This is a genomic window from Paraglaciecola arctica, from assembly GCF_018861065.1.
GTDB lineage: Bacteria > Pseudomonadota > Gammaproteobacteria > Enterobacterales > Alteromonadaceae > Paraglaciecola > Paraglaciecola arctica_B.
On sequence record NZ_JAHKQO010000052.1, the window covers coordinates 12,125 to 37,271 of the forward strand.

Here is a 25,147-nt window from a genome sequence, read left to right on the forward strand (position 1 = left end):
TTATGAATCTACGGAGCCGCAGAAACGATAACCTTCACCATGAATAGTCACAATCAAATCGTCAGCATTCACTTCAGATTCAAAGTGTTTACGGATTCGGCGAATGGTCACATCAACTGTGCGGTCATTAGGTCGCAGCTCACGGCCAGTCATTTCCATAATCAGTTGTTCACGAGTCAGTATTTTACCTGGATTATTCAAAAACAAATGTAACGCTCTAAACTCACTGCGTGGTAAGCGAAATTCTTTGCTACTCGGAGAGATCAAACTCCGGCTATCACCATCTAAAATCCAACCGTTAAAGTTCACTCGACTTGGCAAGTCGTCATCTTCGCTACTATTAGTAGTACGTGCCAATAAGTTTCGCGCTCGTATAGTTAATTCGCGGGGATTGAAAGGCTTAGTAAGGTAGTCATCGGCACCAATTTCTAGACCTAAGATTCGGTCTACATCATTATCTCTACCGGTTAAAAATATCAAGCCTACATTCTTACGACCACGCACTTCGCGCGCTAAAAGTAAGCCGTTTTTACCAGGTAAGTTGATATCCATGATCACCAAATTGATGGTGTTGTTTTCAAAGATGCCATGCATCTGTTCACCGTGTTCGGCTTCAAATACATTGTACCCTTCTGCTTCAAACAAGCTTTTAAGGGTAGTGCGTGTGACCACTTCATCTTCGACAATTAATATGTTTGGAGTCTGCATGTTTCAGGCCTGATTAGGAATTTGTGTAAAAGTTTATCAGAAAATATCTAAAAATCAGGGTTTTATCTACCAAAAATTGCAGATATAACCAAATTTCGTGCAATTATGCTATTACATTTCAAAAATCGCCTGTTTATGGTCGACCTAAACATCACTTGTTTTTATAAAAAGGTACCAACCTGTGTTTTGTCCTGCTTCACTTTTTTAACTGGAAACAGAATTGTAAAGGCCACTCCTTCACCTTCTTCACTGACAATTGATATTGAACCGTTTAACGCTTGGGTCACTAGGTTATAAACTAAATGCATACCCAGCCCACTGCCTCCTTGACCTCGTTTGGTCGTCACAAAAGGGTCGAAAATACGCTTACGTAAATGTTCTGGTATACCTTTTCCATTGTCCTTAAATTCAATGCTGACTTTAGTGTCACCTATGGCTGCTATGGTAATGTCTATTTGCCCCTGCTCCATGTTCTCAAACCCATGAATAATAGAATTCATTATTAAGTTAATAATAATTTGATTGATTGGCCCAGCTTTAGACTCTACGATTAAGTTGTCTGCACAATTGACGTTGATTTGATGTTTGACCTTCTTTAATTTTGGACGCATCGACATCAAAATTTCATCCATCAAACGACTAAAAGAAAATACTCGATTGTTCTCAGAAGTTTGGTCAACCGCGACTTGTTTAAAGCTTGATATTAATTCAGCCGCTCTATTTAAGTTACGATAAATGATATTGAGATTCTCTTCCCCCTCAGCGATAAACTTCGACAACGCACTGGCTTTAAGGGTTTTATCTTCAAACGCTTTACGCATATCAGTAAGTCTGTCTAACATCATAGTAGATGCCGTCACCCCCAGTCCGATTGGTGTATTAACTTCATGTGCAACACCGGCCACCATATCTCCTAACGAAGCCATTTTTTCATTTTGAACCATTTGGCGTTGAAATTGATGGAGTTTCTCTAAGGTTTGAATCAGTTCACTGTTAGCTTCCTTTAAAGCGTTAGTACGCTGTTTAACCTTTTCTTCTAAACTAATATTTAACTTTGCCTGTTCGGCTTCAGCAATGGTTTGACGCTGCATATGTTCTTGGGTTCGTTGCAACATGTTGTTGAAAGCGGTGCCCAAAATATCTAGTTCTTTAATTCCATTTAATTCAGCACGACTCGAATAATCCTTTTGACGAGAAATACGTTGTACCAATTTGACCAATCCATTTATAGGAGAAGTAATGGCTCTTTGTAGTCTTAAGGTCAGTAAAAAACAAATAATCAAACATGCAACTAATACGCTGATTGAGAATAAAATTGAATTGGAGGTAAGAGTTTGTAATTCGTCTGCGGTGGCACGTAAGTAGAGGTAGCCTACCACTTGATTTTCGTGCTGAATTGGGCGAATAATTTCAATTATGCCCGCAGCTATTTTAGGTAAATATAACTGCTCTATTTGGTCAATCTTGGCTTTTACAGGCGCAATGCCTTCTTTATTGTAACTGGCAAAAAATTCTATGGTTTGGTCGTCATTGGCTCTGTAAATATGGACATTTTCCACTAATTCAGACGCTGATAGTATTTGTAGATTTTTATCTTCGACTAATCCTTCGTCTAGAAGCAGGGACTCAACCGAATCCCGTCCAATAATCTCGGCATAGATTTCCACATTGTCTTCTAGAGATTGTCTGTAGGTATTAATTTGACTATACAAATTAACCCCTGAAGACAAAATTAATGACAATGAGGTAATTGCCATCACTACCCAAACAATCAGGCTTTTAATTGATATAGATTTAGAGTCTGAGGCCATATTACTTGTAACGTATTCCTAAGTCTGACAACCCGTCAGAAATGATATTGATACAAAAACGTTCAAATTGAAACTAATTGACTGAATTTATGTCGTTTTTTACGCCAAAAAAATAGCGTTCTAAGGGTTGCAGGCAATTTTTTGTGCGTATGACGTGCATAAAAATGCATTGTACTTTTTGAAACTGAAACTTGGGTCTGTCTAGTTCCTGAGTAACCTTAAAAGCTCTTGCTCACTCAACTGATATTTTTGTGTGATTTTCTGTAAAGTCTCTTGTTGCTCGAGTTGTGCAACTTTGCTTTCTGCAGTTTCGGTCAAGCCCTTGAGATCACTCAAACAGATACAAATAGCGTCACCTTTGCTAACACCTAATAACGCCACAGGCACAGCCGATCTTTTGTATAAACGATGTTCGCATGCGGCCTGATTTTCTGATGCCTGCAAACATTCGAAGGAAGCGCCATTAACCACTGTTGTTGTTCCCAAAAAACACATAATAACCAAGCACAAACAGCGCTGCATACTTTCTAACTCATATACAAAGTTTGGTAATTTCTGGCTGCCACATCCCATGTAAAACGACTTTGCATGGCTCGCTGCTGTATTTTCACAAATGCACTAGGCGCCTCATGATAAAACAACAAGGCTCTTTGGATGCATGACAACAATGCTTCGCTATCGGGTTGTTCAAATACAAACCCAGTTGCCATCTGGGGACTGTCTGCCAAATCGATCACTGTATCTTTCAATCCGCCAACGGCTCTAACAATCGGTAAAGTTCCGTATGCCAAACTATACATTTGATTTAGACCGCAAGGTTCAAACAAAGACGGCATCAAGAAGAAGTCACTACCAGCTTCGATCATGTGAGCTTTGCGTACACTAAAATCTTCAACAAATGCCATTTTTTTAGGGTATTTGTCAGCCATTTGTCGCAGAAACTGACTTATTTCAGGGTCGCCCGTTCCTACAATGGCAAGCTGTACATCGTGTTGCATCAACTTGTCTAGCATTGGCAAAATAAAACCAAAACCTTTTTGCTCCGTTAAACGGCACACCATTCCAATTATGGGAACCGCTGATTTTTTAGGTAACCGGAACTCTTTTTGTAACTCAGCTTTGCAGGCTTTTTTGCCACTCAAATCAGCATGATGGTAGTTTTTTGCGATATGCGGATCGTTGATCGGATCCCACTGACTGTAATCACAACCGTTTAAAATACCCGACACATCATTTCTTCTGTTTTGAAATTCTTCGAATAGATGATGTGAACCCAAAGGGGTTAATAGTTCCAATGCATAATTCGGGCTAACCGCATTAATTTTATTGGCATAACGAATCCCCATACGCACAAAATTCAGTGCATCGCCATCTAACTGGCTGTGCAACTGATAATGGGGTTGTAAATAGCTTATCTCAGAAAATTTATGGGTACCTTGATAGGCACCATTATGTATGGTGAAAATTGTTTTTGCTTGATCAAAAAAGCCGGTGTCGTCAATACTCACAAAATAGGGAATCAGAGCAGTATGCCAATCATTGCAGTGCACGACGTCAGGTTGAAAACCTACTGCTTTTGAGGCTTGTAATGCGGCGTGTGCGAAAAAGGCAAAACGTTCGGCATTATCAGCATAGGCATGGTAATCATCAGAATATAAGCCGTTACGAGCAAAGTATTCTGGGTAATCCACAGCCAATACTTGTACGCCTTGTAGAGCTAATTTTTTTACCGCAAAGTCATAGGCTTTATGCCCTGCAAACAATCTTTGACTGGCACAACAATCAGCAGCGTCAAACTTATCAGCTAGCTGTTTGTAATAGGGCATCACGATTGTGACAGTATGACCTAACTCTGCTAACGCCAAAGGCAAAGCTTTGCCTACGTCGGCCAAACCTCCAGTTTTAACTAAATCTTCAACTTCAGACACAACAAACAATATTTTCATTCGAGAAGCTTACCTTATTCTATTTTATTCGAGCACACTGATAGAGAGTAAATTTGGTTGTTTGGGCTATTGAGCTAACCGAATTGAACTTTTGTTCTAGTAATTCAGAATAACGTAAAAATTTATTGGCCACTAATGTCAACGTGCCGCCTGGCGCTAAATACTGTTTAAGCTGCGTAATGAAGTTCTCAGTAACCGAATAATCGGTCACAATTCCTGTATGAAATGGGGGGTTAGTATAGACCGCAGAAAACTTACCTTGCACATCCATTAAGCCATCTGAAGCGATGACTTTAACATTGAGGTTGTTAATTTTTGCGCTTTCTTTGGCACAGTGCACAGCCAAAGCACTAACGTCACTCATTACCACTTCACTTTCAGGACTTTTTAATCCAAGGTAGCAGCCAATCACTCCCGCTCCACACCCAAAATCCAATAGTCGCCCTTTTTTGATATCGGGTAAATTATCCAACAATATTGCGGTGCCAATATCTAAGGAACCATGATTAAACACACCAGGTAACGAACAAATTTCGTACCTTAAACCACCAGCGTTGATGGTAATTTCGCTTTGCCACTTAGTTAAATCAAATGCTTTGACCGGTTTATCTAGTTGCGCAGCGAATAAAGCACAATGGCGCGCCGAATCTATTTTATTAACTTGAGTACTAACAGAGTCTAGAAATTTCGCCGCGCTTTTTACCCCACCTTTATTTTCGCCGACTAGCAAAAGGCTAGCATTTTTATTCAAACAAGCTGCGACATTGGCAATTAACATTTTTGCCTGATCTTTGGACTTAGGCATATAAATGACCGCGCCATCAAATTTTTCGTCACAAGGGTAAGCCGCCGCAAATTTATGTTGTTCCGAATGACCTACCGCACAACTTTGTTGGTAAATATCAAAGTATTGATGAAACACTTTAATTTCAGGATTGTTAAGTTGTTGTGTTACATGGCTGTCGGTTGGGTTAACCAACAACCATTTACCTTGCGCGAAGGTGTCTGCACTGCGCATTAATAATTGGCTCGGAGCAGAAAGCATCAAGACACCCTCTCAAACATTAAATCCCAAACTCCATGGCCTAATCTATGCCCTCGCTGCTCAAATTTTGTTAACGGTCGCTGCTCGGGTCTTGGCACATAATCGTTAGTGTTTGATTGATTTTTAAAACCTTCGGCAGCAGACATTACTTCTAACATGTGCTCAGCATAATTCTCCCAATCGGTGGCCATATGAAACACGCCACCTATTGCTAGTTTACTTCTTAATTTTTGAACAAAATCTGGTTGCACAATACGTCTTTTATGATGACGCTTTTTATGCCAAGGGTCCGGAAAAAACAACTGTACTCGAGCTAAAGTATTATCTGCAATACAATCAGCAAACACTTCTACCGCATCGTGTTCATACACCCTTAGATTCTGCACATTATTTTCAGCCGCTTCGCTAAGACAAGTCCCGACTCCTGGTCGATGTACTTCAATGCCTATAAAATCTTTGTCAGGCTCATTTAATGCCATTTCTACTAAAGACTTACCCATTCCAAAGCCAATTTCCAAAACTAAAGGCGCAACACGTCCAAAAGTATCAGCAAAGTTTTGCATACCATTTTTATGCTCTAACCCCATGATTGGCCAGTTTTGTTCAATAGATTTGGCCTGTCCAGACGTCAAACGCCCTTCTCTTTTTACAAAACTCTGAATTTTTCGGATATACACGCCAGATTCGGCTGCTTCTTGTTCAGATTTAAACTGACTCATATTAATTTCTCTTCTTTAAATTTTGCTTGGTTACTAGCCAGCATAGATGCGGCGCATTATCCGGCGACACGGCTTGATTGCAAGCCAGTCAGCACAATTTAGGCAATTTTTGATGCTAAATATTCAGCTAATTTCTCCGATTGCTCAATTGGCAACATATGTCCTGCTTCTTCAAGTATTGTTACATCACTGTTTGTTAACTGTTTGTGCATCGCCAGTATGGTTGATTGGCTCACTAAATTGTCTTGCTCGCCACTAATGATGTGGATAGGAAAAGCGCATTTAGCTAACGCAGGTAATAAGTTTTTTCTGGCCTGGGTAGCGCTAATTTGGGTTGCTAACACATCAGCCCCCAGATCCTGCTCCATCTGTTTTACAACATTTAGATAGTCATTTTGTTGCTGATGGTTTGCGTGAAAAAAACTAGTTAGACGTTTCTTAGTCATACCACTATATTTTTTGGCACCAATTAACTTAAGCAATTGTTGTCGTTGCTGAATTTCATCTTTGGGCAGTGCATCACAGGCACTGGAAATAAGCGTTAAGGAGGCAATATTAGTTTGATTTTCAATGGCTGTCAGTGCAGCTATATATCCGCCCATAGAAAAACCCACTAAGTGTACTGGCGGCTCAAAATACGCCAATCTGTCGGCGCTCAACATTTTCATCTGCTCTAAATTTTCAGCCCACTGCAAAGGGACAAAAGCTCGCATAGGCATATCTAGATATCGCCAGCATGGATTAAACACTCTTTCATCACAGAGTGTTCCAGGAAAAAATACGATGGGCTGGCTAATTTGATAAATTGAATCTTTTGTTTTAAGCAATCTACTCTCAACTGAACTATTTCTACTTTGTTAGGGTATTATCGGGTAATTATCTGCAGAACAACAGAACCTTACTCGGTGCCGAACAATATTAACGCTATAAATAACTCATTTAGTCAAAAAGTTTTAGCTTGGTTTGACCTTAACGGCAGAAAAAATCTGCCATGGCAACTCAATAAGACGCCCTATAAAGTATGGGTGTCAGAAATAATGCTGCAACAAACGCAGGTGAAAACAGTTATCCCTTATTATCAGGCCTTTATGCTGCGTTTTCCTGACGTTCTCAGTTTAGCCAATGCACCGCAAGATGAAGTATTACATCACTGGACAGGTTTAGGATATTACGCCCGTGCCCGTAACTTGCAAAAAGCCGCTCAAATTATTAGAGATCAAAACCAAGGGATATTCCCTGAAGATATAGAGCAATTAGTCGCTTTACCAGGAATAGGGAGATCTACAGCGGGCGCAATTTTGTCTTTGGCCTGCAATCAACATCAGAGTATTTTAGATGGTAATGTTAAACGAGTATTAGCCCGTTATTTTGCAGTAGAAGGCTGGCCGAGTAACAAAAAAGTAGAAACACAGCTTTGGCAATACGCTGATAAATTAACACCAAGTAACAGAACAGGTGACTATACTCAGGCCATGATGGATATGGGAGCCACGCTTTGCACCCGCAGTAAACCACAATGTGATAGTTGTCCTGTACAACAGGAGTGTTTGGCCTTTGTACAAGGTCGGCAAACTGAATTACCTCACAAAAAACCTAAAAAAGTGATTCCGGTTCGTACAACTTTCATGTTGATCCCCATGTGGCAAAAGCAATTACTCATATATAAACGCCCACCAGCTGGACTATGGGGAGGATTGTGGTGTTTCCACGAAGTAGAACAACAAGAGCAAATAACAGAACATGCGGCGAGTTTAGGATTAACGGATTTCCAACAACAGCCACTTGCGGCTTTTCGGCACACTTTTAGTCATTTTCATTTAGACATTCAACCTATTGTATTACACCTAAAACAACAACCTTTGGACCGAATAATGGAAGACACCCAAATGTGGTACGACTTAACCGAACCGCAAAATGTCGGATTATCCGCGCCAACCAAGAAACTATTTAGTACAATCAATACATCATTTTAATAGGGGTGAGCTTCTAGTGACACCCCCACCATTAAATTAGAGCATTATGAGCAGAACAGTATTTTGTCAACGACTACAAAAAGAAGCAGATGGCTTAGACTTCCAACTTTATCCTGGTGAGTTAGGTAAGAAAATTTTCGATAATATATGCAAAGAAGCATGGGCCGATTGGCAAAAGAAACAAACCATGCTGATTAACGAAAATAAACTGAATATGATGGAACCCGCGGCGCGAACATTTTTAGAAACACAAATGCAAGGATATTTATTCGAAGGCAGAGAACCCGATATCGAAGGTTATGTCCCTCCGAAGAGTTAAAATAAAACAGTTTTTGGACAACTTTAGCTACGAACTTAGCTGTTTTAGCCGAGATTTTGTTCAATCGATACACAATCTGCAAAATATCCCTAAAAAGGGGTTGACTTAAAAGCACTAAATCCGTTTAATACGCACCCTCAGCGAAACGGACGCAGTCTTATAGACAAAACCTGTTGTGTTGAAGCCCAGATAGCTCAGTTGGTAGAGCAGAGGATTGAAAATCCTCGTGTCCTTGGTTCGATTCCGAGTCTGGGCACCATTATTCATAGAAGCCCTGAACAGAAATGTTCGGGGCTTTTTGGTTTTCTAACTATAAAAACTTTATCCTTACCAGCTTACATAACTGACAATTTATTTTTTGGGCACTATTTTGAATATCCCGCCACCGTCAGTAGCCACATATAAATAACCATCAGCACCTTGTTTCACATTACGAACTCGGCCTATGCCTGGAAACAAGGTTTCTTGACTGATAATTTTGTTTCCCTCTAACTCAAGTGCCACTATATAAGCGAACTTTAATGAACCAACTAACACTTTACCTTTCAAGTCGGGGTAAATGTCACTAGTAACAAATGTCATTCCTGATGGTGCAATTGAGGGTACCCAATACCAAGCAGGTTGCAGCATCCCTTCTTTTTCAGTCAAATCAGTAAATGATGTGCCGCTATAATTCACGCCATAACTAATGACCGGCCAGCCATAGTTGGCTCCTGGTTGGATAATATTTACTTCATCGCCACCTTTAGGGCCATGTTCGTGGGTCCAAATATCCCCTGATACTGGATGCATTGCCATGCCTTGTGGGTTGCGGTGGCCATACGAATAGATAGTAGGGAGGGCATCTTGTTGTGCAACAAATGGATTATCTTTAGGAATACTACCGTCACTATTAATTCTATGAATTTTACCTGCGGCTCGGTCTAGACGTTGTGGGTTAACATCACGATTGCCTCTGTCGCCGTTGGAAATATACAAATAACCTTGTTTATCAAACGTGAGGCGACTGCCATAGTGTTGGCCTTTGGTCGAGTTAAGGCCGCCACCAAAAATAATAGTTTGTTCAAACAACTTAAAATTCTGCAATTTCGCTCGCATAACAGAGGTGTGCGCGCCTTCTCCCTCCCCCTCTAATCCAGAATACGCAAAATAAATCAGGTTGTTTTGTGAGTAATTGGGATCGACTATAACATCCAACAGACCACCTTGACCTTGAGCTCTTAACGCTGGCAATCCAGTGATTTTTTGACTCAAAAGTTTGCCATTGCTGATAATCCTTAACTCTCCTTTGCGGTCAGAAACAATTATATCGGTTGCATTGAGCCAATCCATACCCCATGGAATATCTACCCCCTTGGTGACTAATTGATACTCATATGACTGATTACTGTTTGAAACTGAAATATTTGGCTGCTGAGCACAGGCAGCAACAGATAAAATGATGCAAAACATCAAGCCAAGTAGACGCATAATAATGTCCATAGTCGATTCCTTATTAGAAAGTGTCACTTGTCGTGCAGAATATCACCGAATAAGAATAATGAGTAAGCCTGCTACAAATGAAGCCCTCTTATACAATTAAAAATTCAGATTGTAGACGCGAAAAATACTAATTCACTTAGATTTATGCGTTAATTAGTTGTTCACACAATATTAGTAGTTATAATCTGTCTCAGATTTTTTAAGTAAACAAAGCTTGTTTTGGAGAATTTTGTGAAATTTAAAGCCTTATTATGTATCTGTATGAGTGTTTTTACCGTGTTAGCGGTACAAGCACAAGAAATGAGCGAAGATGACATTAAGACTCGTATTCAGCCTGTTGGTCAAGTGCATGTGGCAGGTGCAAAACCTGAATCGGCTTCTTCAGGACCCAGAGCAGGTTCAGATATATACGCCAAAGCCTGCGTTGCATGCCATAGCACAGGTGTTTTAAATGCACCGAAGTTTCAAGACGCGGCTGATTGGGGGCCTCGTTTAGACAAAGGTTTTGATACTGTATGGAAAAATGCAATCAACGGTATCGGTGGCATGCCCCCAAAAGGTACTTGTGGTGATTGTACAGATGACGAAATCAAAGCAGCTATTGAACATATGATTGAAGGTATCTAGGTTTACATTGATAACCCCTCACTTGTTGTAAAAAAGACCACTATTAGGGTGGTCTTTTTGATCTTAATAGTTTATTTTTGATGGCTTAATATCTGCACCTATTTTCAATTTAGAAGACTAATATATTTTGCCGATAACGCCGAAACAAATTGCCGATCAAATGTCTTTAGAAGAACTGCGAGAGCTCGTTCCTCAATTACAGAAGATAACGCGTAAATATAAGCGTTCGGAATCTATTCAAAAGTCGCTTTTCGATATTTCTGAATTGGCTAGTTCAATCAATGAATTATCTAGCCTTTACCCTGCAATACATAACATTATCGCTGGCTTTATGTCTGCCCAAAACTTCTTTGTCGCTTTTTATGATGAAGAAAAAGAGATTATTGATTTTGTGTATTTTGTGGACGAGTTCGATGAACAAGTAGTCTCGCAAATCTCCGCGGACGATCTTAAAAACAGTCTCACTGGCTATATCCTGCGTACCGGTAATCATTTATTTCTAACCCAAGAAACCTATAGAGAACAAACTGCTGACATATCGGTCAAAGATATAGGAGCACATCCAGTAGATTGGATAGGGGTTCCTCTAAAAAGAGGCTCTCAAGTAATCGGCGCTATGGTAGTGCAAAGTTATGATGAGTCGATTCGCTATAGCCAGGCTGACTTGGAAATATTGCTTTTTGTTTCTCAACACATAGTCAATTGTGTAGATAGGGTCAAAAGTCGAGAATTAACTGAAAAGTCTATTCGCCAAAGCACAAAACAGTTACGACAAATAAATGAAGAGTTACAAGAAGAAATTAGCGAAAGACAAAAAATTGAATCCCTGCAGCAAGCATTGTTTGAAATATCAGAGCTTTCAGCAACAGTTGAAGGCAACATGGATGACTTTTATGCTGCTATTCATGACACATTATCGCGATTAATTGGTGCACCTAACTGTTATGTCGCCACTATAGATACTCGAAAACAAACCTTGCAATTCCCTTACTACAAAGACGAAGTTCAATCACAAATTGAACCTCGTCCTATGGGATTGGGTTTAACAGAATATGTTATTAGGCACGGTGGTGCTGAGTTGATAGACGTCACCAATGCGCACCAATTGTATGAATCAAACGAGCTGTCTTTGGAGTTAGTGGAAAGTATCCACGACAAAATGAACTCTTGGATTGGCTCACCACTGATTATAGATGGCGATATTTGCGGTGTAATAGCAGTGCAGAGTTATGGCAAACAAAAACAATATAACCATAAAGACCTAGAATTTTTGCGTTTTGTGTCGCACCACATTGCTGTGGCGTTGGGCCGCAAGCGGTCGTCCGATGCAATTCAAGCCTATAATCAAAGACTCGCCGAAGAAGTTAAAGAGCGTACCGAAGAGCTAAACAGTACTAATTTGTTCTTACAAAAACAAATTGAAGAACGCTTGCAAGCACAACAACAGTTGGAGTATGACGCACAGCATGACTCACTCACAGGCTTAGCAAATAGAGTGTTGTTTAATAGCCGACTCGAATTGGCGCTTGCCAGCAAACAACGATATAGAGAAAGTAACTTTGCTGTCATATTTATTGATTTAGACAGATTTAAACAAATTAATGATTCTTTAGGTCACATGGCAGGGGATCAATTTTTAAAAGAAGTCGCAACTAGAATTAGCTCATGTATACGAGGTCATGACTTACTTGCTCGTTTGGGCGGTGATGAATTTGTAGTATTGTTTGATAACTACGACTCTCCTATCGATGTCGAAGAAATATCCTCGCGTATAATCCAATCTATTGCCAAGCCCTTTAATATTGAAAGCAGAGATATGTATTCAGGGGCGAGTATAGGTATCGCTTACATTGAAAGTGGTTACCAAACTGCAGACGAAGTACTTCGAGATGCAGATGCGGCAATGTACCAAGCTAAGTCTCTAGGACGCGGGCGTTATATCGTTTTCGATAAAACCATGCGAGAAAAGCTGCTTGAAGAAATGGAGATTGAAAGCGAATTTAGGAAAATACTCAAAGCCAAGGCCTTTGAAAGTTATTCACAACCAGTATTAAATTTGGCTAGTGGCGAGTTGATCTACCGAGAGTGTTACGTCCGTTGGAAACACCCAAGAATAGGAAAAATTAAACGAGATCAGTATTGGCAGATTGCTGAACAATGTGGCCTGACTGTGGAAATGGACAAGTTCATGCTAACGAAAGCTTGTGAAATTTTGCAGAATTGGCAACTAGATCCTGAAGCGAGCAAGAATCAAATCTCAATTAACTTATCCATCCACCACCTAACTCAAACATCATTAGCGAAACAGTTGATTGAACAAGTTTATGCCGCAGGAGTGGATCCAAAGCAATTAGTCATTGAATTCGACGAAAACGCTTTAAATCGCCGCTCTCAGTTCTTCTTACCTGCGATTAAAATTTTGAAACGCGCTGGCATTACCTTGGTATTAGACAACTTCGGCAGTGGTTTGGCGTCTCTTAGTTATTTGTATTCTTATCCTTTTGACTACGTAAAAGTGGATCACTATTTTGTGAAGACCCTTCCTCGCTCTGAGCGAAACTTAAAGTTAATTCAATCTGTGTTGTCTATTTCAGATCATTTGAAGTTTAAATTAATAGCCGAAGGTATAGATACAGAAGAACAGTATCAAGCCTTGGTGGATGTAGGATGCGAGTTAGGCCAAGGTAAGTATGTGCAAACAGCCAATAAAATTGAATTTAACGAAATTAAAAATAGAGTTGTAAACAGCTAGATTAGTCTCGTTTCCGCTAACTCTTATTCATCATATTTCGTAGATTCGCTATTCCCACCTGAGATTTTTGCTGACGTTCTTGAGCAGACACTTTTGGCTTTTTATGCTCCCATACCAAATCATCTTGGGGAAGCTCATGTAGAAATCGGCTAGGTTCAGGATTGATCACTTCGCCATATTGGCGTCTTTCTTTCACTAACGTCATAAACAAGACTTTTTGCGCACGAGTAATTCCCACGTAGGCTAAGCGTCTTTCTTCATCAATATTGTCTTCATCAATACTACTTTGATGTGGCAATAGCCCTTCTTCCATACCCACCATAAATACGTAAGGAAATTCCAATCCTTTTGAAGCGTGTAACGTCATTAACTGTACTTGGTCAGATTCTTCATCATCTTCGCCGCGCTCCATCATATCCCGCAAAATCAGTCGATTAACGACCTCTTGAAGTGTCATGGGAGGGTCCAGTTCGCTACCCTCAAGCATGTCACTAATCCAACCGAACAAGGTACTGATATTCGCCATTGCCATTTCAGCCGCTTTGGGGCTAGTGCTGGACTCGTATAACCATTCTTCATAACCCATGGCTTTAATCATTTCGCGTATAGTAGCAATGCCATCGCCTCTAACTGCCCTATCTGAAAGCTCAACAATCCAGCGGCTAAATTGCTCTACCGAGACTAAGGCCTTACCCGTCAAAACCTCCTGAAGATTAGGGTCGAAGGCAGCTTCAAACATGGACGTGCGGTTTTGATTAGCTAGATTTCCAAGCTTCTCTAAACTCACTCTACCTATGCCGCGAGTAGGTGTATTAATCACGCGCAACAAGGCATTGTCGTCATCTTGATTAACCAATAGCCGCAAATAAGCCATTATATCTTTGACTTCAGTACGACCAAAAAACGACATTCCACCACTTATTTTATAAGGGATGCGGTTACTCATCAGTACTTTTTCGAACACTCGGGATTGGAAGTTACCGCGATACAAAATGGCATAATCTTTATATTTTGTGGCCCCCATAAATTTATGGGCCATCAATTCAGCTACTACTCGCTCGGCTTCATGCTCTTCATTTTTGGCAGTAATTACTTGCAGTGGTTCACCATAACCCAACTCTGAAAATAACTTTTTCTCAAACACATGAGGATTGTTCTGTATAAGAATATTGGCACAATGCAAAATTCGCTCAGAAGATCGATAATTTTGTTCTAGTTTAATGACTCTTAAATTTGGAAAGTCTGTCTGTAGCAATACTAAATTTTGTGGTCTCGCACCGCGCCACGAATAAATGGATTGGTCATCATCACCAACCACAGTGAACCTAGAACGTTCACCCACTAGTAGTCTCACCAACTCATACTGGCTTGTATTGGTATCTTGATACTCATCAACTAACAAATAACGGATTTTATTCTGCCATTTTTGTCGAACTGTCTCGTTGTTTTTAAGCAGTAAGGTTGGCAATAGAATTAGATCATCAAAATCTAGGGCATTGTAGGCGCGTAAATGATTGTGATAACGGGCATAGAATTCTGCATGCTCACGATCACTAGGAGAAAGCGTCTGGCGTTTTAAGTCCTCTGGCAGTATGAGAGCATTTTTCCAGTTAGATATACAACTTTGCAAGGCTGACAACAGCTCTTTGTCACCATCAAATTCAATTTCGGTTAAGTCTTTGAGTAGCGACATACTATCTTTGTCGTCAAATAAAGAAAAACCAGGTTTTAGCCCCAGAGTTTTAACTTCAGACTTAATGATATTTAAGCCTAAAGTGTGAAAAGTAGATATTTTTAGCCCTCTGGCTTCTTTTTTACCTAAAGATTGCGCCACGCGCTCTTTCATTTCTCGTGCGGCTTTATTAGTAAAGGTGACTGCGGCTATATAACGTGCTGGTAGCTCGCATTCTCTTACCAAATAGGCAATCTTATTAATGATAACTCGGGTCTTGCCACTACCAGCACCAGCTAAAACCAAGCACGGCCCAGAAATAAAAGTGACAGCTTGGTTCTGACCAGGATTAAGTTTCATGCTAAATTAAACAGCCTATAATGATGGGGCAGTGATTGTAAGAGAATACGCTGGTCAGTCCAAGTAGATTAACGTTCAATAGGCTGTAAACTGGATCCAAATTACGTTTAAGAAATCAATTTAAACTCGACAAGGTAAACATATTCCAATGCTAAATCCTAAAAAACTAGAAGAAATCGCTAAGCAAATATCCGAAGCTCTGCCACCTGGCGTAAAAAATATGGCAGAGGGCGCAGAAGCTAAGGTAAAACAGGTATTGCAATCACAAATCAGCCGCTTAGATTTTGTGAGTCGCGAAGAGTTTGATATTCAAAGCCAAGTATTAATGCGTACTCGAGAAAAATTAGCCGATTTGGAAGCTCGACTCGCTAAATTGGAACAACCAGAAGCTTAACCTAACTGAGTAAGCTTAATAGCAGCGGTAATGTGAACCACTCATACAATTTGTGTGGTTTGCGTCACGCTTCAATAAATCTCAATTAGGATAAATAGTAATGTACTACAACTCCAAGAGCCACAGCTAAACCGACATAGTGGTTATGCAAAAAAGCTTTAAAACACAAGCTTCTGTCGCGGTCTTTGATAAGGTGCTGTTGATATAAGAACAATCCTAAACTGATAATTAACGAAAGGTAAAAAGGCCAGCTCAATTTTAGCCACACAGCAACTGCAGTAAGCAATGCCAAACAAAACAGCTGTAGTAATATGATGATCAACTTATCGTATTGGCCAAATAAGATAGCCGTTGATTTCACCCCTACTTTAATATCATCGTTTTTATCAACCATGGCATATTGTGTATCGTAGGCCACAGTCCACGCTAAATTGGCAAAATACAAAGCCCATACCACCCAGTCGAGGCTTTGCCCTGTAGCCACAAACACCATTGGTATTGACCAACCGAATGCTGCGCCAAGCACAACTTGGGGTAAATGAGTGTAGCGCTTCATGAAGGGGTAAATAGTAGCCAAAATCAAGCCCCCCACTGACATAACAACGGTTTGCCACGATAACGTTAAAACTAACAATAACGCGCAAAATATCAATATTAAGAATAGGCCAAGCGCTTCTTTTTCTGTTACTTCCCCTGCCACCAAAGGGCGATTTGCAGAGCGTTCCACTAAACCATCGACATGACGATCAGCGTAATCATTAATTACGCAACCAGCAGAACGCATCACCACAACGCCCAGTACGAACACAACCAATAGATGGAAATCTGGAACACCGTTTGAAGCTATCCATAACGCCCATACGCAGGGCCAAAGCAACAAATAGATACCGATTGGTTTGTCGGCGCGCATTAAGCGCCAATACGCGTTTAACTTTGCGGTTGAGAATAGCCCTAAATTATCCATGTTCGTTTATTTCATCTCTCGATAGGCGGGCGAATTAGGTAAAAACACCTCACTGACAGTCATTTTAAGGCCCTCAAAGCTAAATGCAGAGCGACGCCCCCATAATTCCATCTCGTTCGAGAGATGTAATTGAGACAAGAAGGTTCGACTGGCGCGCATATTGGTTAATTCAAAGGGCAATCGTGTGAATCTTTCATCATTAAAAATCAGCTGACCTAAAGGTTGAGTGTTGAGGTTAACAAAGTCATTTTCACATAATTTTTGCGGAATAATCGAGCGCGCAAAAACCCAAGGTTGGTTATCTCCCCACAATAACACCTCTCTCACTTGCCACTCTTGCAGATTTAGCTGTTGCTGAGGAGCGCAAACTTGTCGAAACTCCTCGGCCGCAATCTGTACATGCTGTTGCCCCAGCAGGGTCAATTGGAATGACGCGCATTGTGATTGTAATCTTTCAGTCAATGAGCCAGTGTTTAATAACCAACTTTCTAAACATGGGTTAGGGATAGTAAAACACTCTGGAGCTGCCCATGATGATGCAATACCAATTGGGAAATTATATGATAAATTCAATTTTACAACGTTATTGATTAGTAAAACGTGATAATAACAAGAGCGTGACTTAGACTAAAGTTAAATACATTTGTAATGAATTTAGTTTTATGAGACGAACAAAAATTGCTAAGCTGATATTAACTGCAACGATAACTAAAAAATGAAACTAAAGATGAAAAAAACGATATGGGTACTTGTTAGTTTACTGACTCTTTTAAGTTATCACTCTGTGGTAAGTGGGCAGGAAACAACGAGAAAAAACTATGCTTACTTCAGTCTTGAGCCAGAAATAGTAACTAATTACTTAGGCTCTAGTGCAAGAAAACTAGGTTTTGTAAGAGTATCGATAGAGTTAATGTTAGAAGATGCAGAATTTCTTGAAGCTGCGGAACATCACTCTCCTTTGCTACGAGCTGCCACTATTGAAGCGTTCGGTAGCCAGCCAGCAGAAAAAGTAAAATCTCTTACAGGAAGAGAAGATATCAGGAGAAACTGTTTAGAAAAACTCAGAGAGCTCATGTTAAGAGAAACGGGCTCTGAAATGATCAAGGATGTGATTTTCACTAAATACTTGTATTTCCAGAGTTAATCATCAAAATTTATTAAACATTTGAGTTCTTTGACTTAGCTACCAAAAACCAGGCAAACAAGCAGCCACAAACTAACCCCACTAGGTGTGCGGTATTGGCCATATGTACAGGTAAAACATCTAAGTAGCCAACAACTAGCCAAACTAATAAAAATACGACTATAGGTTTAGGCAACGTTAACCCCCAGTTTGGTTTTAGCCAACCCAGCCACCAAACACACCCAACTAAAGCATAAACTACGCCAGAAAGACCACCAAAATTTGCACCACTTACCAACAATTGAGCAACATTGGATACTACCGCAGAAAAAACGAATAACATTAACAGGCTAGTAATGCCAAAAGTGATTTCAATCTGTCTACCTAAACTCCACCACCACAACAGATTAAACGCAATATGCAACACAGAGAAATGAATCAATGCAGGACCTAATAAACGCCACCATTGCCCCGAATCAACAAGTACATCGATGGGTTGGATTTTTAGCCATAAATAAGGAGCCGTTATCCCGACCATAGCTAATAGATAAATAAGCAAACAAATAGCCAATATACTTGAGGTAAAAGGAGCTTGTTTTAGATCATAGAGGGTTTTAGCAGCAGAAAAAGATTTCTCTGGGATTAACTTAACTGTTTCGCCTGACTGCCAAGCCGCTTTTTGATATTTTTCATTATTCGGATTAAGAACAAATTCTTCCGCCAGTGTTTTAGCTCGTATTTGTTCTGATGAATCTAACAGCATGACGGCATGTGCATAGTCATTTTCTGAGTATTGATACTCTGCTTGAATACCTTGCTCAATGAGGTAAATAGTCAGTAATCTTGCCGGTTGTTCTTTAGAGAAAGCGACCAGCTTAAGGGGAGTAGACAAATGAATAAAACTTCCTATGAGGTTTCAAACGGTTGGTTTTGGCGCCACGCCTCAAACCCTCCGTCTAAACTATACACTTCTTCAAAACCTTGATGAATTAGAAACTGTGCCGCTTGTTGACTGCTAATGCCATGGTAACAACAGACAATAACAGGCGTATCGAATTCTACTTCAGACATGAAACTATGCAGCGAACCATTGGTTAATTGAGTGGAGCCTTTGATATGTCCAGCTGCAAATGCCGCATCGTCGCGAATATCAACTATACGCACGCCACCTTGCAACAATTTTTTCTGTGTTTCTTGAACAGAGATATGGGCAAATTGCTCCATCTAAATAACGCTCCTCAGATATACGAACTTCATACTAACACCAATTAAGGATCACTTTACCGGATTGACCTGATTCCATCACATCGAAGCCTTTTTGAAAATCATCGATCGCAAATTGATGAGTTATCATAGGTGTTAAATCTAAACCACCTTGGATCAAGCTAGCCATTTTATACCATGTTTCAAACATTTCACGGCCATAAATACCTTTTATCATCAAGCCTTTGAAAATAACTTGGGTCCAATCTATCGCAACATCGCTAGGAGGAATACCTAGCATAGCAATTTTACCACCATTATTCATTTTATCGAGCATATCACGCAACGCAGCAGGCACTCCCGACATCTCTAGACCAACGTCAAAACCTTCACTCATCCCTAACTCGTCCATGACATCTTTTAGCGAAGTTTTAGCTACATTCACTGCGCGAGTAGCCCCCATCTGGGTTGCCAAATTAAGACGATATTCATTTAAATCGGTGATAACAACATTTCTGGCCCCAACGTGTCTTGCTACTGCTGCGGCCATAATACCTATTGGCCCAGCACCTGTAATTAACACATCCTCACCCACCAAATCAAAAGATAGAGCGGTATGAACGGCATTGCCGAAGGGGTCAAAAATGGCTGCGAGGTCACTAGATATATTGTAGGGTATTTTGAAAGCGTTAAATGCAGGGATCACTAAGTATTCGGCAAACGCCCCTTGTCTATTGACGCCTACTCCCGTGGTATTTCTGCATAAATGGCGCCGGCCGGCTCTGCAATTTCGACAATGCCCACAAGTAATATGCCCTTCACCCGAGACTCTATCACCAAGGGCAAACCCCAGGACTTCTTGCCCCATCTCGACTACTTCACCTATATATTCGTGACCTACAACCATAGGCACCGGAATAGTATTTTGCGCCCATGTGTCCCATTGATAAATATGCATATCAGTGCCACAAATTGCAGTTTTGTGAATTTTGATTAATAAATCATTGTGGCCAACCGTGGGTTTTTCGCATTGCGTCATCCATATGCCTTTTTGGGAATGTAACTTGGATAAGGCTTTCATCAAATCACTCCCAACTCTTTGCCAACGTCAATAAATGCGGCAACAGCTAAGTCTATTTGTTCAATACTGTGAGCAGCAGACATTTGGGTTCGAATGCGAGCCTGCCCTTTTGGTACCACTGGAAATGAAAATCCTACAACATAAACACCTTTTTGCAGCATCTTATCGGCCATATCACTAGCTAACTGCGCATCTCCTAACATCACAGGAATAATGGCATGATCTTTACCCGAGAGGGTAAACCCGGCCTCTGTCATCTTTTGACGAAAATATGCGGCGTTGGTGATTAATTGTTTGCGTAACCCGTCACCATTTTGCATCATTTCAAACACCTTTAATGACGCTGCAACTATTGGCGGAGCGACAGAATTCGAAAATAAATATGGACGAGAACGTTGCCGTAACCAAGTGATGACGTCTTTTTTCCCCGAGGTGTAACCACCAGACGCGCCACCCAAGGCTTTGCCCAAAGTACCAGTCAATATGTCGATTCTGCCCATTACATCGCAATACTCATGGCTTCCTCTACCATTAGCCCCCACAAACCCAGTGGCATGACAATCATCAACCATCACTAAGGCTTGGTATTTATCCGCCAAGTCGCATATCGCGGATAAGTCAGCAATCACACCATCCATGGAAAATACGCCATCTGTAGCAATAAGCTTGGTTCGAACACCATCAGCATCAGCTTGGATCAGCTGTGATTCTAGGGCCTGCATATCATTGTTTGCATAGCGATACCGTTTCGCTTTGGAAAGCCTAACTCCATCGATGATACTTGCGTGATTAAGTGAGTCAGAAATGATGGCATCTTCGGCGTCCAAAATAGTTTCAAATAATCCACCGTTGGCATCAAAACAAGAGGGGTAAAGGATTGTCTCTTGGGTACCTAGAAAGTCACTAATAGTGTTTTCTAACTGTTTATGGATATCTTGAGTTCCACAAATAAAACGCACTGAAGCCATGCCAAAACCATGACTATCTAATCCAGATTTTGCAGCCTTAATTAATTCTGGGTGATTAGCTAAACCTAAATAGTTATTGGCACAAAAATTAAGAACGTGTTGCTCATTATTGACTTCAATATCCGCTTGTTGGCTTGAGGTTATAATACGTTCGTTTTTAAAAAGTCCCTGAGCCTTAGTGTCGGCTATTTGGTGAGACAAACGTTTATAAAAGTCATGTTTCATGAGGAAATCCTAATGGTAGAATGGCAAAAGTGTGGATCATATATATTCAATTTGCTGATTGATATTTTTCAGCGTAGACGCCTCTATGCAAGTGGCAATTTTTTTGTACAGCTGATACCCATACCGCTAGGTCGCTCGAGCGAGTTTGTCTAACTTATCCCAGATACCGAGCTGTAGTTTTTCAGATAACATTTGGTATAACTCACTCTCTGGTATCGGGCGAGCGATAAAATACCCTTGACCTATTTCACAGCTAAGACTTTGCAACAATTTCATCTGAGCACATGTTTCTACGCCTTCTGCAACCACTTGCATTCCTAACTTTTGCACCATTGCAATAGTAGAAGAAACGATCTGCATATCTGCATTATTATCACTCATACCTGAAACAAAGCTGCGATCAATTTTAATAATATCAACGGGCATTTGTTTTAGATAAGCTAGAGACGAATACCCTGTACCAAAATCATCAATTGAAAATATAAAACCCATTGCCTTAAGTTGCCGCATGGTTTCGAGGGTTTGCTCGATGTCAGCCACCACTGTTCTTTCTGTTAACTCCAATTCGATTTGTGAAGGATTGCGATTAAACGCTTTTATTTGTTCACGTAGAAATGGCAGTAAATCTGGATCCAAAAATTGACTGGCGGATAAATTGACAGCTATTTTTAAATCAGACAACCCCAATTCATCTAGTTGTTGCAATATTTCGAACGCCTTATTGAGCCCCCAATAGCCGATTTTTAACATATTTCCGGTATTTTCAATCAGCGGAATAAATTCATCTGGAGGAACGAAACCACGTTCGGGATGGTTCCAACGAATCAAAGCTTCAAACCCAAATAGTTTACCCGTTGCAATTTCTACCTGGGGTTGTAACGCAAAACTAAACTCGCCTTTTTCAAGGGCATCGCGTACTTCGTTTTCTAGCTCTACTTTTCGTATAACCGCTTTTTGCATTAGATCATTGAAGGTACTGTATTTATTACCTCCCGCGTCTTTTGAAGCGTACATAGCCATATCTGATTGCCTTACCAAATCGTCCATCAGTATCGAACTATCCACAGAGCTAGCGATGCCAATACTACTAGATGTATAAAACAACAATTCATCAACCGCTATTGGCTCTCTGAATGATTCAATCAATTTGGTTGCTAAAAAAGGCGCACCTTCGCTGTGTTTGTTTTCTAAAAATGCCACTACAAATTCATCAGCACCAAAACGGAACAACATATCTGAGTCACGCAAACATCCACGAATTCTTAAAGCTGCGTTAACCAAAAATGCATCTCCTACATCATGGCCGTGGGTGTCGTTGATTTTACGAAACTTGTCGAAATCAAAAAACATTACCGTTAATTTGTTGGATTCACGTTTCATGATTGCCAACAGCTTTTTTAACTGGTGATTTAGCATATTTCGATTTGGTAGACCTGTTAATCGGTCGTACATGGCGATATTTTCTAATTCACGAGTATTTTGTTCAATCTTTTGGTCCAAGGACTCAAGTTCCTCACTGAGTAAATTGGCAGAGTCTTGCAGCAATTCTATTTCATCGGAGAAAAGCCAGCTTTTTACCGATTTATGAGTACGAAATTCTTGGTACTTTTTTTGTGCCAAAAGAGGGAGTTGCTCGGCGATTAGCAGCAAACGACGACGAATTCGCCATGTCAGCAAAAACAGAGCGATTACACAGAACACTACAGCAATTATGGATGTTGATAATACCTGCTCTTGATATTGATTATGAGCCATAGATGACTCGCTAATATCATGCACAAACATTAGGTAAATTGGATTTTCGAGATGTGGATCGATTGGCAATAAATTTAACAAATACACATTGCTGTCAAGCGCTAACCGATAACCAGAATCAAGCATTCTCGAGAGAGGAAGATCTTTAGGTAATGCCGTAAGAATTTTCTGCATAAATTCTCTATTGGCAAAACTAATTGGCGGTTTGATGATTAAGTTTTGTAATTCTACTGCATTGAGAGAAGCATTTTCTGGACCTAAAACCGCCAACTTAGCAAAAGTCGAACGATTAACAGCCGCCAACGCTTCCATTAACGAACTGCTAACCGATAACACCACCAGCTCCCCAGAACTAGACAAAATTGGCATACTAATTTGCTGCTGGCACTCTTGTACGCAGCGAATATGCGAAACCGAAGACTGGGTATTAATGACTTGTTCTATATCATTTAAAATATAGTTTTTTTCAGTTCTAGAGGTTGTAAAGCGTAAATCGAGTTTGCTATTGAACAACCATAAGTCATTAATTTGCCAATTAAGCTGCAGATAGTCGAACTCATGTTCAAAGAAAAACGCGGTAGCATCAATATTATCTGCGTAGTTGGCTTGAAAGTGAACAAAGGATTCAAACCAAAACTCAACTCTGGTTCGCAATAAATCTCGGATCAAATCAAATTGTTTTTTGTCTTGCTCACGCACGGTTTGTTGCTGAACGTAAAAATCTTGATTATTTTTATTTACCCAAAGATAAGTTAATGAGGCACTGGCTATCAATAAGAAAGCCATTAACAAGCCCATTATTTTAGTAGGTAAGCTGACAAACTTGCGCATTGATTAAAACCAATACATAAGCTGCACTGCCCACATATCCCAATATTTGCTGTCGTTTAAAATGGTATTCGGTGTAAATATAGGTGCTAATCTAGCAGTACCTTTTACTTTGTGATACTCGGCTTGTATTTGAATATTTTTGGCGAACTTCCAAGTCATTCCCACCGTAGCCTGATCCATTAGACCAAAATAACTGGGCACCAATCCTTGACTCAAAGTCTGAATGTTACTGCCGTCTCTGTCTCTTCTATCACGATCATAAATATCTAATCTCGCAAGCAAGGTTAATTGACTGGATAAAAAATACCTTGCTTGCAAATATCCCCCCTCTGCGGTGAGGTCACTTTGAAAACTGGGAAACAGTAAATTTTCTACGATGACCCTTTCACGCATAACTTCAGAAGCGACTTCCCAGTTTTGCCCTTGGTACAAAAAATTAAACATTATTCTTTGGGAAGTCTCTTCACCACTAAACAAAGTGTCGTTATCTCCCTGTTTGTAACTGAAATCAGCATCAAGCAAAGAGAAACCATATTGAAACTTGCTTAAACTGGGACGCCAATACACACTAATCTGCGTATCGGTATCATGTGTCAGCTTTCCTGAAGCACTTGTTCCTATTAAGTTTTCTTTCTGCTCTTCACTGATTTGTGAATTGCCATAACTGAAATTAAAGTCCCATTCTCCCCATTTATTGTCAGTTTGTGCTAACAATACTATCCCATCAACACCTATAGCAACGTCACGGAATACATCGAAATAGAGTGATTGTGGCAACACAATAGACGGGCGAGTATGAGGTACATCGCGGGTTGACGAATATAGCCAATGATAATTTTTGTTTCGGCCAATCTGGGTTTTGATAAGCCAATTAGCAGTTTGTAGCAATTGCCATTCTAAAAACAAATAATCAATTCTAAAACCATCGGGATAACGATTCCCTCCCTCTAGATATACCGCTTGCCCTGCCATTCGTAATGAAGAATTAAATCTATAAGCACTATTGACTCCAATTTCCGTCAACTTAACCGACACGTCACCATCATCAGTGACGAAATTTGAATCTTTTGATTGCACCATTCCTTGAGCCACAAAACCGTTTATTTTAAGCGACTCAGCAGAATCACAAAATGTCATATACAACATCCCAAGAATCAAACTGGTAATCCGTGTTACAAGTTTCATATAG

Annotated in this window: 23 protein-coding genes and 1 tRNA gene; 7 read left to right on the forward strand and 17 right to left on the reverse strand. The window is 40.2% G+C overall.

Translation table 11 applies throughout. The features are described from left to right. The 7 genes from arcA to KO534_RS23100 all read right to left on the reverse strand — a co-directional run bounded on the left by arcA (position 1) and on the right by KO534_RS23100 (position 7,056). The gene (arcA, locus tag KO534_RS23070) at positions 1–708 is read right to left on the reverse strand and encodes a two-component system response regulator ArcA (RefSeq protein WP_215933843.1); all 708 of its coding nucleotides are present in this window, start codon (positions 706–708) and stop codon (positions 1–3) included. A gap of 161 nt (positions 709–869) precedes the next feature. Then, positions 870–2,519 (reverse strand): ATP-binding protein, encoded by a 1,650-nt coding sequence (locus tag KO534_RS23075; protein ID WP_436836599.1) that lies wholly within the window; start codon positions 2,517–2,519, stop codon positions 870–872. 201 nt (positions 2,520–2,720) lie between these two features. After that, positions 2,721–3,005: a hypothetical protein gene (locus KO534_RS23080; RefSeq protein WP_252732380.1), complete on the reverse strand. Its 285-nt coding sequence runs from the start codon at positions 3,003–3,005 to the stop codon at positions 2,721–2,723. 41 nt (positions 3,006–3,046) lie between these two features. Next, entirely contained in the window at positions 3,047–4,465 is a 1,419-nt protein-coding gene (gene glgA / locus KO534_RS23085) for a glycogen synthase GlgA (RefSeq protein WP_215933847.1), read from the reverse strand. A 19-nt stretch (positions 4,466–4,484) separates the two neighbouring features. Next, positions 4,485–5,510 carry a methyltransferase gene (locus tag KO534_RS23090; protein WP_215933849.1) on the reverse strand — a complete coding sequence of 342 codons (1,026 nt, stop codon included), beginning with the start codon at positions 5,508–5,510 and terminating at the stop codon, positions 4,485–4,487. Continuing rightward, the gene (gene trmB, locus KO534_RS23095; RefSeq protein ID WP_215933851.1) at positions 5,510–6,229 is read right to left on the reverse strand and encodes a tRNA (guanosine(46)-N7)-methyltransferase TrmB; all 720 of its coding nucleotides are present in this window, start codon (positions 6,227–6,229) and stop codon (positions 5,510–5,512) included. The genes KO534_RS23090 and trmB overlap by 1 nt, the downstream gene beginning before the upstream one ends. A gap of 98 nt (positions 6,230–6,327) precedes the next feature. Then, positions 6,328–7,056: an alpha/beta fold hydrolase gene (locus tag KO534_RS23100; protein WP_215933853.1), complete on the reverse strand. Its 729-nt coding sequence runs from the start codon at positions 7,054–7,056 to the stop codon at positions 6,328–6,330. Between the two features lie 78 nt (positions 7,057–7,134). Here KO534_RS23100 and mutY point away from each other — a divergent pair, with 78 nt between their 5' ends. From mutY to KO534_RS23115, 3 genes are all read left to right on the forward strand, one after another. After that, entirely contained in the window at positions 7,135–8,202 is a 1,068-nt protein-coding gene (gene mutY, locus KO534_RS23105; RefSeq protein WP_215933855.1) for an A/G-specific adenine glycosylase, read from the forward strand. A 46-nt stretch (positions 8,203–8,248) separates the two neighbouring features. After that, positions 8,249–8,521: an oxidative damage protection protein gene (locus tag KO534_RS23110; protein ID WP_215933858.1), complete on the forward strand. Its 273-nt coding sequence runs from the start codon at positions 8,249–8,251 to the stop codon at positions 8,519–8,521. Positions 8,522–8,704: 183 nt separating this feature from the next. Further along, positions 8,705–8,780, forward strand: a tRNA-Phe gene (locus KO534_RS23115). 92 nt (positions 8,781–8,872) lie between these two features. Here the strand turns inward: KO534_RS23115 and KO534_RS23120 are convergent. Then, complete coding sequence (locus KO534_RS23120; protein WP_215933860.1) at positions 8,873–10,003, reverse strand: PQQ-dependent sugar dehydrogenase; 1,131 nt, start codon at positions 10,001–10,003, stop codon at positions 8,873–8,875. 231 nt (positions 10,004–10,234) lie between these two features. Between KO534_RS23120 and KO534_RS23125 the strand changes: the two genes are divergently transcribed. Next, positions 10,235–10,630 carry a c-type cytochrome gene (locus KO534_RS23125; RefSeq protein ID WP_354667973.1) on the forward strand — a complete coding sequence of 132 codons (396 nt, stop codon included), beginning with the start codon at positions 10,235–10,237 and terminating at the stop codon, positions 10,628–10,630. Positions 10,631–10,790: 160 nt separating this feature from the next. Continuing rightward, entirely contained in the window at positions 10,791–13,382 is a 2,592-nt protein-coding gene (locus KO534_RS23130) for a bifunctional diguanylate cyclase/phosphodiesterase (RefSeq protein ID WP_215933862.1), read from the forward strand. A 16-nt stretch (positions 13,383–13,398) separates the two neighbouring features. On the opposite strand, the gene rep is transcribed toward KO534_RS23130, so the two are convergent. Next, complete coding sequence (gene rep, locus KO534_RS23135; protein ID WP_215933864.1) at positions 13,399–15,414, reverse strand: DNA helicase Rep; 2,016 nt, start codon at positions 15,412–15,414, stop codon at positions 13,399–13,401. Between the two features lie 148 nt (positions 15,415–15,562). Here rep and ubiK point away from each other — a divergent pair, with 148 nt between their 5' ends. Next, positions 15,563–15,808 (forward strand): ubiquinone biosynthesis accessory factor UbiK, encoded by a 246-nt coding sequence (ubiK, locus tag KO534_RS23140; protein ID WP_215933866.1) that lies wholly within the window; start codon positions 15,563–15,565, stop codon positions 15,806–15,808. Positions 15,809–15,893: 85 nt separating this feature from the next. On the opposite strand, the gene ubiA is transcribed toward ubiK, so the two are convergent. Further along, entirely contained in the window at positions 15,894–16,772 is an 879-nt protein-coding gene (ubiA, locus tag KO534_RS23145; RefSeq protein ID WP_215933868.1) for a 4-hydroxybenzoate octaprenyltransferase, read from the reverse strand. Positions 16,773–16,778: 6 nt separating this feature from the next. Then, on the reverse strand, positions 16,779–17,345 hold the full coding sequence (locus tag KO534_RS23150) for a chorismate--pyruvate lyase family protein (protein ID WP_252732381.1): 567 nt from the start codon (positions 17,343–17,345) through the stop codon (positions 16,779–16,781). Positions 17,346–17,499: 154 nt separating this feature from the next. On the opposite strand from KO534_RS23150, the gene KO534_RS23155 reads away from it, so the two are divergent. After that, entirely contained in the window at positions 17,500–17,916 is a 417-nt protein-coding gene (locus tag KO534_RS23155; RefSeq protein ID WP_215933870.1) for a flagellar basal body-associated protein FliL, read from the forward strand. A gap of 13 nt (positions 17,917–17,929) precedes the next feature. Here KO534_RS23155 and glpG read toward each other — a convergent pair whose 3' ends face one another. The 6 genes from glpG to KO534_RS23185 form a co-directional block, all read right to left on the reverse strand. Beyond that, positions 17,930–18,787: a rhomboid family intramembrane serine protease GlpG gene (glpG, locus tag KO534_RS23160; protein ID WP_215933872.1), complete on the reverse strand. Its 858-nt coding sequence runs from the start codon at positions 18,785–18,787 to the stop codon at positions 17,930–17,932. 14 nt (positions 18,788–18,801) lie between these two features. Further along, complete coding sequence (gene glpE / locus KO534_RS23165; protein WP_215933874.1) at positions 18,802–19,119, reverse strand: thiosulfate sulfurtransferase GlpE; 318 nt, start codon at positions 19,117–19,119, stop codon at positions 18,802–18,804. Between the two features lie 34 nt (positions 19,120–19,153). Further along, the gene (gene tdh, locus KO534_RS23170; protein ID WP_215933877.1) at positions 19,154–20,179 is read right to left on the reverse strand and encodes an L-threonine 3-dehydrogenase; all 1,026 of its coding nucleotides are present in this window, start codon (positions 20,177–20,179) and stop codon (positions 19,154–19,156) included. Next, entirely contained in the window at positions 20,179–21,372 is a 1,194-nt protein-coding gene (locus tag KO534_RS23175; protein ID WP_215933879.1) for a glycine C-acetyltransferase, read from the reverse strand. The genes tdh and KO534_RS23175 overlap by 1 nt, the downstream gene beginning before the upstream one ends. 126 nt (positions 21,373–21,498) lie before the next feature. Then, on the reverse strand, positions 21,499–23,958 hold the full coding sequence (locus KO534_RS23180; protein WP_252732382.1) for a putative bifunctional diguanylate cyclase/phosphodiesterase: 2,460 nt from the start codon (positions 23,956–23,958) through the stop codon (positions 21,499–21,501). A gap of 3 nt (positions 23,959–23,961) precedes the next feature. Then, a complete protein-coding gene (locus KO534_RS23185) occupies positions 23,962–25,143 on the reverse strand; it encodes a TonB-dependent receptor (RefSeq protein WP_215933881.1) in 1,182 nt (393 codons plus the stop codon). Positions 25,144–25,147 lie beyond the last annotated feature (4 nt).